Source organism: Elusimicrobiota bacterium (genome assembly GCA_041660185.1).
Taxonomy (GTDB): domain Bacteria; phylum Elusimicrobiota; class Elusimicrobia; order 2-01-FULL-59-12; family 2-01-FULL-59-12; genus JBAZWU01.
The window spans coordinates 96666-105841 of sequence record JBAZWU010000009.1; the positions used below are offsets into that span (position 1 = coordinate 96666).

General features: G+C 59.3%; 8 protein-coding genes. All 8 read left to right on the plus strand.

The window, feature by feature from the left end:
• Positions 1-2 precede the first annotated feature (2 nt).
• The 8 genes from WC859_08275 (at position 3) to WC859_08310 (ending at position 9145) form a co-directional block, all read left to right on the plus strand.
• Positions 3-1370 carry a glycosyltransferase gene (locus tag WC859_08275; protein MFA5976141.1) on the plus strand — a complete coding sequence of 456 codons (1368 nt, stop codon included), beginning with the start codon at positions 3-5 and terminating at the stop codon, positions 1368-1370.
• A complete protein-coding gene (locus tag WC859_08280) occupies positions 1364-2182 on the plus strand; it encodes an FkbM family methyltransferase (protein MFA5976142.1) in 819 nt (272 codons plus the stop codon). The genes WC859_08275 and WC859_08280 overlap by 7 nt, the downstream gene beginning before the upstream one ends.
• On the plus strand, positions 2179-3207 hold the full coding sequence (locus WC859_08285) for a glycosyltransferase (GenBank protein ID MFA5976143.1): 1029 nt from the start codon (positions 2179-2181) through the stop codon (positions 3205-3207). Before WC859_08280 ends, WC859_08285 begins: the two co-directional genes overlap by 4 nt.
• A 130-nt stretch (positions 3208-3337) precedes the next feature.
• A complete protein-coding gene (locus tag WC859_08290; protein MFA5976144.1) occupies positions 3338-4465 on the plus strand; it encodes a glycosyltransferase in 1128 nt (375 codons plus the stop codon).
• Positions 4466-4469: 4 nt separating this feature from the next.
• Positions 4470-5429 carry a class I SAM-dependent methyltransferase gene (locus WC859_08295; protein MFA5976145.1) on the plus strand — a complete coding sequence of 320 codons (960 nt, stop codon included), beginning with the start codon at positions 4470-4472 and terminating at the stop codon, positions 5427-5429.
• Positions 5413-6531, plus strand: a complete 1119-nt coding sequence (locus WC859_08300; GenBank protein MFA5976146.1) for an acyltransferase — start codon at positions 5413-5415, stop codon at positions 6529-6531. The genes WC859_08295 and WC859_08300 overlap by 17 nt, the downstream gene beginning before the upstream one ends.
• Entirely contained in the window at positions 6528-7952 is a 1425-nt protein-coding gene (locus WC859_08305) for a hypothetical protein (protein MFA5976147.1), read from the plus strand. The genes WC859_08300 and WC859_08305 overlap by 4 nt, the downstream gene beginning before the upstream one ends.
• A complete protein-coding gene (locus WC859_08310; GenBank protein ID MFA5976148.1) occupies positions 7949-9145 on the plus strand; it encodes a glycosyltransferase family 4 protein in 1197 nt (398 codons plus the stop codon). Before WC859_08305 ends, WC859_08310 begins: the two co-directional genes overlap by 4 nt.
• Positions 9146-9176: the final 31 nt, after the last annotated feature.

The following is a 9176-nucleotide window of genomic DNA, read 5'->3' on the forward strand; positions in this document are numbered from 1 at the left end:
AAATGAAAAAAATCTGTTTCATCAGCCATGGCCATCCGGTCGCCAATCCCCGGATGATTCGAAGCGCGAATGCCCTGGCGGAAGCCGGATACGCGGTGAGCGTCGTCACGCCTCGATTCATCGGTAAATGGGCGGCCGAGGACGGCGATCTTGTCAAAAAGGCGCGATGGACACATCATCCCGTGGAATTTCTCAACGGCCGGATCGCCCGTCTTCGCTGGCAGTGGGTCCGGTTTAGGCTGCATGCCCATCGGCATCTCTTTCGGGTGATTCCTGTGGAAGCGGTGGCGGCCCGCGCCTGCTGCTATGCCAATCCGGAACTCGCTCGCATGGCTCTTGGCGAGCGGGCGGATCTGTATATAGCCCAACAGCATCAAGCCTTGCCGGCCGCCGCCTGGGCAGCCGATCGAGCGCAGTCCCGGTTGGCGTTTGATGCGGAAGATCTTCAAGCGGATTATTCTATGGAATCGGGGAGGGCCATTCACCGGTGGCTGGAAGACCGGTATCTCAAGCGCTGTGCGTATGTGTCGACGATGGCCCCGCCGGCGGCCCGCTGGCTGCAGGACCGGCACAACCTTCCGAAATCTCCCATTGTTTTAAGAAATGTGCCGTATCTGGCGGAGCGACAGGGAGTCTTGCCTCCTGCCCGTCGATCCGTGCGCCAACAGGTGAGCCTGTATTGGATGGGACAGACCATCGGGCCTCATTCCCAGGCCGGGAACGTGCTGCAGGCGATGGCCCGGATTTCCCGCCCGATTCGGCTCGTCTTGCAGGGGCATCCCGATAGCGCCTATGTTGAAGGACTCCGGCGGCAGGCGCAGAGCCTGGGCCTGGCCGGCCGTCTGGAGATCCGCCCGCCGGTGCCGCCCGGGGAAGTGATCCGGGCCGCTTCCGAATACGATATCGCGCTCGCCACGCAGCCGGATCATGAACCCTTTCACGAGTTGTCCCTTGGCAACAAAGCCTTTGCCGGCATGATGGCCGGATTGGCGCTGATGTTGGCCGACACGGAGGCCTACCGGGAACTGGTTGTGGACGCGCCGGGATTCGGCGTGATTGTTCCCAGTGACCGTCCGGAAGTTCTGGCGGAGCGATTGGGGGCGCTTTTGGAGACCCCGGGTCTCTTGCTTCAGATGAAACAGAAGTCCTGGGAGTGGGCCGAAACGCGCTACAACTGGGAAAAAGAATCAGAGACGCTTTTAGCTGCTGTCAAAGAAGTATTGGGGACACCCGTTCCGTCATCCCCCGCAGGTTCCTTTTCGTCATCCCCCGCGGGTTCTGGCGGGGGATCTATGGATTCCCCCCCAGCGGCCGGGGGGAATGACGGTGGAGCGGCCGGGGGGAATGACGACAAAGGGGAAGTATGCTGAGCGGATTAAGGCGTCTGGCTCAAACGTTGCGCCATGCTCCAGGCTTGCGGTCCTGCGAATGGCTTTGGTCCGTGCTTCGCTATCCCTATACGCGGGTGTTGGAACGTTTTGGCCGCCAACGCGGGATCGGTGTGGTTGTCGGAGGATATGCCATGCAGTTGGGGACGCTTTTCGCCAGTCAGAACTGGGAAACGCTGGAAGAGATCGCTTATCGGACGTTTGCGGAACGGGTTCATTCGGGAGATGTTGTGTATGACATCGGCGCGCATATCGGCACCTACACGCTGATCGCTCTCCAGCGCTCGGCGCCCAAGGGGCGTGTTGTGGCCTATGAGCCACATGAGCCGACCCGCCGTCATCTGGAGCGGCATCTGGCATGGAATGGCGGCGCTGGCCGCGTGGTGATCCGCCCGGTGTGCTGCGGGCCTCAAGAGGGTCAGACGGAATTTTATTACCGGGAAGGCGACGATTGTGCCGAAGGCATGAACGGTCGTGTCGCGGTAGATGGATTTGTGACGAAGGCCGTTCCAATGGTCAGTCTGGACCAGGAAGCGGTGCGTCTGGGGCTTGTGCCAGATCTCATCAAGATTGATGTGGAAGGCGGCGAATGGGATGTTCTGCGTGGAGCGGAGGAGCTTCTCCGGGGGCATCAGCCGGATCTTGTGCTCAGCCTGCATCCTCGGGCGTTGGCCCGTCTGAATGCGGCTCCCTACGAGGTATTGTCCTGGCTTCAGGAGCGCGGCTACCTGACGCGGGTTTTGAGTGAAGATCATGAAATACATGTGCTGGCGACGGCCGAAAGGAAGCGATGAAGATCCTGCTGACAGCTGATCCGGAATTGCAGGTTCCTCCACGCCTGTATGGAGGTATTGAACGGATTGTGGACCTGCTGGCGCGGGGCTTGCGGCAGAGGGGATACGTGGTGGCGCTGGCGGCTCATGCGGATTCGACGGTGCCGGTGGACCGTTTCTTTCCCTGGCCCGGGAAGCGGTCGCAGGCCTTGGTGGATACCGGCCGCAATCTGGCGGCCTTATGGTCCGCGGTGAAAGCGTTTCAGCCGGAAGTCATTCATTCTTTTTCGAGGCTTCTGTATCTGTTGCCCTTGCTCCGCCAGGCCCGGCCGAAGATCATGACGTATGAGCGCAAGCCAACGGATGCCGCGGTCCGGCGGGCGGTCTGTTTGTCCCGCCAAACGTTGACGTTCACGGGGTGCAGCGATTCGATTTGTCGGGAGGGGCGCCGCTCCGGAGGTGCCTGGCACACCGTGCACAACGGAATCGATCTTCAGCACTACACCTTCCAGCCGGCGGTGCCTCCGGACGCGCCGCTGCTTTTCTTCAGCCGCATCGAGAGGCTGAAAGGCGCTCACACCGCTATCGCCGCGGCCCGGAAAGCCGGCCGGCCGCTGATCCTGGCGGGCAATCATGCGGAAGCCGGGGAGGAAAAGGCCTATTGGGAGAGCGAGATTGCTCCTCATCTGGGGAAAGATGGGATTGAATACATCGGGCCGCTGGATGACGAGAAAAAAAACTATTGGTTGGGGCGGGTATCGGCGCTCCTGGTTCCGATCGAGTGGGAAGAGCCCTTCGGGATTGTTTTCGCTGAAGCGCTGGCCTGCGGAACGCCTGTGATTTCCTGCCCGCGCGGGGCGTTGCCTGAAATTGTGCGGGACGGGAAAGACGGATTCCTGGTTCGCAGCGTGGACGAAGCGGTTGAAGCGATCGGCCGGATCAACCGCATCAGCCGGCTCACCTGCCGCGAGCGGGCGGAAGAGGCTTTTTCATCGGAGCAAATGGTGGAAAATTACGAACGCATTTACCGGATGGCGCTGAAATGAAAGGAAACGTCTTAGGGGACGTAGTTGCAACTTTGCACGACTGCGAGAGCTCTCATTTGTGCAAAGTTGCAACTACGTCCCCTGGGGCTGTGTTATGAATGTTCTGACGGTTTTGTGTAGGGACGGTTGGATGCCGGGCCACCTTTCCGAGGGATGGCGGCGTCTGGGCTGCCGGGTGGAGGAGTTTTTCTACGGTTCGCACATGGGGAAGTCATGGAAACGGGAAGGCCGCCAGGCTAACCACCGGATCAATCTGGAACTCCTCTATACCGCGCGCCGACTGCGTGCCGAGGGGCGGTTGGACCTGATTTTTGCGGTCATCTACGACGATGTGCTGGAAGAGGAAACCGCTCAACAATTGCGTCTGCTGCAGGTGCCGATGGTCAACTACCATGTGGACCTGGTGGGTCAGTGGCACCGCGTGTTGCGCACTGGAAAATATTTCGACCGGTTAGCCTGCGCCCAGCGCGATCATTGGAGTGCCTTGCGCCGCGCGGAAATCCGGCCCTGGTATATGCCAATGGCCTCCAATCCACCGGCCTCCGCCAAGGCGGCGGATGACGTTTTGTTTGACGGGGTGCTCTACCTGGGTTCGCCCTGGGAGTTCCGCCGGCGTGCGTTGTCTGAAATAGCCCACGCCGGATTGCCGCTGCGTGTTTTTGGACATGGATGGCAGACGGACGATCGCTTGGATGAATCGAAAGCACAACCCTGGCTGAAGATTCTTCACGATCTGCGCTATTACGCGAAACCTTATCTGGCGGAGATGGGAGTCGGGAACGCGCTCTCCGCTATCCAGCGGCGCCTGCGTCTTTGGCGGGGCCGGCCTTCGTCGTCTGCGGAGGTCCCCGGGGAGTGCCTCTACGGGGAATATTCCGACGCGATGTTCGATCCCCTGGTAAAAGGGGCGGCGATTAATTTGGGTTTTGCCCATTTCAGCAACACGCCAGGGACGCATCAGGAACGGCGCCAGCTCCGGCTGCGTGATTTTGAGATTCCGATGGCGGGCGGTTTTTATCTGGCGCAGGATTGCGCGCAGCTGCGGGAGCTGTTTCATCCCGGTGTGGATATCGCCACATGGGACTCGATGAAAGATCTTCTGGAAAAGATCCGGTATTATCTGGCGCACCCGGCGGAGCGCCGGCGTCTGTCTGCGGCGGGACAGGCACATGTCCGGAAACACCACACCTGGGAGCGGCGCTTCCGCGACCTGTTGAGGGATCTAAATTTACCGGTTCCCCGAAAAGAGAATGGATGAACAAATGATCCTTCGTTCCGAATGTCCCGCCTGCCGGGCGCCCGTTTCTCTCAGCGTCAAGCTCTTCGATACGGGGTTTTGGCAGGGGACCTGCGCGGTGATGCGTTGTTCCTGTGGCCTGGTTTATAAGAAATCCATGCCGTCTCAGGATGATCTGGCGAACCTCTATTCCGAGGGGTATACGCATTTTCAGTTGTCCGACGATGCTGCAGGACCTGCCGAGATTTTGAGTGCACGGCAAAAACTGGCGAGAGCTTGCCGGTTCTTGCCTGAAACGCCTCCCCGGGGATGGCGCTTATTGGATGTCGGCTGCGCGGCTGGTACGTTTGTTTCCATCGCCCGGCAGTTGGGTTTCCAGGCGGAAGGCCTTGACGAGTATCTTCCGGAAAACCGGCAAAACGAATTTCTACGCCGGGGGGGAATCGATAGCCTCCCAACAGGTTCCTTTGACCTCGTGACGCTCCTGAACGTGGCGGAACATTTAGTCGATCCTTGGCCGCTCTTAAGCGGGGCCTATCGCCTGCTTCGTCCCGGAGGTGTTCTTCTGCTCACGTGTCCGTACGGCGCCGGCCTGGCGTGCCGGATTTACCGGAATCGGTGGGTGCATATGACGCTCGACGAGCACCTGCTCTTCTGGACGCCGGCGTCACTGACGCGAATCCTGCGTGCGGTCGGGTTCCAGGGGCCGGTCGATTACCGGATCGCGGGATCACCGTTTCCTTACGGACGAACTGGTCATTCCCCGCGGTCACTGGCGGGGAATCCAGGCAAACCTTTACCAGAAATTATGGATCCCCGACAGGGGCTCTCGGGGATGACGTTTTGGGAAGATTGGCAGCAAAGGGCCTGGAAAATAGCTCGATGGATCCAGCGCCGGGAAGCGCTCGCCAACAGCATTCGTGCCCTGGTGCACTGGACCCGCACAGGAGATTATCTGGAGGTGGCCATTGGAAAAGGGCTCTAATCGGATCGCTCCGGTCGACGGATTGCGTGCGCTCGCTGTCCTCGGCGTGATCTGGGCGCACGTCTGGTCTTTTTGCGGTAACCCGTCTTTAGTTGTTGGGCGCTTCAGGGGTGTTCCCCTCGATCTTCAGCGCGTCGTTTCGCTGATCGGAACCGGTGTTGATCTATTTTTTGTGATCAGCGGTTTCTGCATGTACTTCATGTATATCCGGCGGCAGACCACTCTGGATTGGGGGAACTACGCGGTTTTCATCAAACGGCGATGGCTGCGTTTGTCCCCGGGTTTCTATATGGCGGCGCTTGTCTGCGCCGCCGGTCTATGGTTGAGCGGTCGACCGTTTCCGTCGAAAGATCTTTTCGCGCACGGCACGTTTACGCATACGATATTTCCTGGAACAGGACAATTGGCAGCCCCGTTATGGTCCCTGGCTACCGAGTGGCATTTTTATCTTCTGTTGCCGTTTCTGATTTGGGCGTCCGTCCGTTGGGGGTTCGGTCGTGTCCTGGTTGTGTTGATGATCGCTTCCGTGGGTTTCCGGTTGTGGATGTATCAACACGCGGAATCCGCGGTCGCTCTATGGAAATCTCAGCTGCCGCCGCGGTTGATTGAATTTTGCTGGGGGATCTGGATCGCCCGCTGGGTGGTGCAGGAACGACCCCTGCCCCGGGTGCTGCAGGGCAGACAAGGGTTTCTGGTTGGATTACTGGTAGCCTATGCCGGTCGTCTCCTGATGACCACGGAGATCATTCGTTGGGCTGGACGCGCCGGTGTCCTTTCTCAAGTTATGGCGGAGCCCGTGCTCACGCTGGGGTATGGCCTGATGCTGTGGAATGTGGTCGTCAGCCCCTCCTCTTTTGCGAATGCCCTGAGCTGGCCTGCCTCTCAGGCGATCGGACGCTGGTCCTACAGCCTTTACCTGTGGCACTGGTGGCCCTGTTGGTTTATTTCAAGAACCCTGACGCATCACCTGGGGTCTTCGCTGAGCACGCAATACCTGGCATTCTTTCTGTTGTTGGCGGTTCTCTTGCCGGTGGGGTGGCTCTCCTATAAATGGCTGGAGGCGCCCTATTTCCGGAAATCGCAGACAGGGTCTTCAACATGAAGCGCGTGTTGATCGTTTCTCCGAATTGGCCGCCGGTGACTTATCCGGATATGCACCGGGCCCGGACGGCGCTCCCTTATCTGTCCGAGAATGGATGGGTGCCCCTGGTTCTTCATACGGATCCGCAGGAGCAGGGTGGCGCGCGTGATTCCCGGTTGGCGGATACGGTCCCGCCGGACACATCTGTTTTTCAGGCGACGTCGGTGGCGCGGGGATGGACCCGATGGCTGGGATTGACACATGTGGGATGGCGCAGCCTTCCGTCTCTTTATCGTCTCGGGAGTCAAATCATCCAGCGCGAGAAGCCGGATCTCATTTTCTTCTCGACCACGATGTTCCCGGTGATGATTCTGGGCCCGCTCTGGGCGAAAAAACATGGGGTGCCCTATGTGCTCGATTTCCAGGATCCCTGGGTGCCGGAGACAAAGTCGTCATCCCCCGCATTCACCGATACGTCATCCCCGGCAGTCACTGGCCGGGGATCTAAGCATGCTGTTGATGGCAGGATGGATTCCCCGCCAGAGACCGCGGGGAATGACGCTGGAGCGGCCGGGGGGAATGACGATTGGCGGAACTGTTTGGGTTTAAAGGCGAAGCTATCCCGGGCCATCGATTGTCGGCTGGAGCCTTACGCGCTTCGAAATGTGTCTCATATCATCAGTGTTTCCACGGCGTACGTCGAAATGCTTTCCCGTCGATATCCACGCCTGAGTGCGGATTGTTTTACTGTATTACCTTTTGGCGCGCCGGAGTTGGATTTCGAATACCTTCAACAGCATTCGATTGAGCAATCCGTTTTCCGGACAGGAGATGGACGGCGTCATTGGGTTTATGCCGGGCGCGGAGGGAAAGATATGGCGTTGGCGTTGCGCGCTCTTTTCCTGTCACTCGCCCGGGCGCGCCAGAAGGACGCCGAATGGAATAACCTGAGGCTTCATTTTATTGGTACGGATTATGCGTCCAGAGGATTGCTCCCCGGCAGGGTGGCCCTTCTGGCGGAAGCCTGCGGGGTGGGTGATCTCGTTGAAGAAAAAAAAGAGCAGGTCGGTTATTTTGAGTCGCTTCGGTGTCTGCTCGATGCGGACGCTCTTCTTGTTCCCGGGTCAGAGGATCCGGGGTATACCGCCTCCAAGATCTATCCCTATATCCTTGCTCGAAAACCGCTTTTGGCGGTTTTCCATGAGCAGAGCAGCGTCTGCCAGGTCCTGCGTGAAACCGGTGCGGGAGAGTTGGTCAGTTTCAGATCAGGCGAAACAGCCGAGTCGGTTTCGGAACGGATCACCCGGCAATGGTTTGAGCATTGGCCGAAGGCCGCGCCGGAAGCGGACTGGGCGGCTTTCAGCCGTTACTCGGCCCGCGGGATGACCCGGCGGATGTGCGAAGCCTTTAATCGGGCGCTGGCCGGGAGGAAGACGGCATGAGATTCCGCTTGGGCATCCTGGCGACTCATCCGATCCAGTACTTCAGTCCCTGGTACCGGGCACTCGCCCACCATCCGGAGATCGATCTTCAGGTGTTTTACGCGCATCAGCAAACGCCTCAGGGCCAGGCGGAAGCGGGATTTGGCGTGCCGTTCGAGTGGGACCAGCCTCTCTTGGAGGGGTATTCGTGCTGGTTCCTGAAAAATATCGCGAAGCACCCCAGCCCCTCTCACTTCTTCGGGTGCGATACCCCGGAGATCGTTGACCGGATCCGGTCCATGGCTTTTGACGCCTTTCTGGTGAGCGGTTGGCACGTCAAAAGTTTCTGGCAGGCCATCCAGGCCTGCCGGTGTCAACACATACCGCTGTTGATCCGCGGGGATTCGCAGCTTGTCACCCCGCGTTCTCCGTTTGTGCGTCTGGCCAAAGAAATCCTTTATCGACGTTTTATCCCGAGGTTTGACGGGTATCTCGTGGTCGGCCAGCGGGCGCGGGAGTATTTGGTTCACTACGGCGCTGACGCGTCGCGGATGTTCTCCGTTCCGCATGCGGTCGATAATGATTTTTTTGACCATTCCGCCAGAGTGTTGCGGCCCAATCGGGAGGCTCTGCGGAAAGAGTGGGGAATCCCGCCGGAGGCCGCGGTCTTTCTGTTTGCCGGGAAATTGCTGGCGCGAAAGCACCCGATGGATTTTCTGGAAGCCATCCGTCAGGCCGCTCCGAAAGCCCGGTCTATCGTTGGACTCGTCGTCGGGGATGGCCCGCTGCGGACGGAGCTGGAGCGGTTTGTCGCAATCCATAACCTGCCGGTGCGCTTTGCCGGTTTCCTGAACCAGAACGCCTTGCCGAAGGCTTATGTGGCTGCCGATGCGCTCGTGCTGCCCTCCGATGGAACGGAAACATGGGGACTCGTGGCGAATGAGGCCATGGCGAGCGGCCTTCCAGTCCTGGTCTGTGATCAGGCCGGTTGCGCACCGGATCTGGTCCGGCCAGGGGAAACAGGCGAGATATTCTTTTTAGGCGACGTGCCGACACTGGCATCGCATTTCCGGACGCTTTCGGAAAACCGGGTTCGTCTCCGGGCCATGGGCGACGCGGCCCGGCAGCGAATCGATCAATTTTCCATCCATCAGGCGGTCATCGGAACGGTTGAGGCGCTGCGCCAACTATCCTATCATCGGAGCAACCGATGAACTTCCGCATAACCTCTTTCTTAACGGCTGA

Excerpts from the sequence above, each read along its gene's own strand:
- WC859_08275 (MFA5976141.1), top strand. The coding sequence starts at position 3 with ATGAAAAAAATCTGTTTCATCAGCCATGGCCATCCGGTCGCCAATCCC.
- WC859_08280 (MFA5976142.1), top strand. The coding sequence starts at position 1,364 with ATGCTGAGCGGATTAAGGCGTCTGGCTCAAACGTTGCGCCATGCTCCA.
- WC859_08285 (MFA5976143.1), top strand. The coding sequence starts at position 2,179 with ATGAAGATCCTGCTGACAGCTGATCCGGAATTGCAGGTTCCTCCACGC.
- WC859_08290 (MFA5976144.1), top strand. The coding sequence starts at position 3,338 with ATGCCGGGCCACCTTTCCGAGGGATGGCGGCGTCTGGGCTGCCGGGTG.
- WC859_08295 (MFA5976145.1), top strand. The coding sequence starts at position 4,470 with ATGATCCTTCGTTCCGAATGTCCCGCCTGCCGGGCGCCCGTTTCTCTC.
- WC859_08305 (MFA5976147.1), top strand. The coding sequence starts at position 6,528 with ATGAAGCGCGTGTTGATCGTTTCTCCGAATTGGCCGCCGGTGACTTAT.
- WC859_08310 (MFA5976148.1), top strand. The coding sequence starts at position 7,949 with ATGAGATTCCGCTTGGGCATCCTGGCGACTCATCCGATCCAGTACTTC.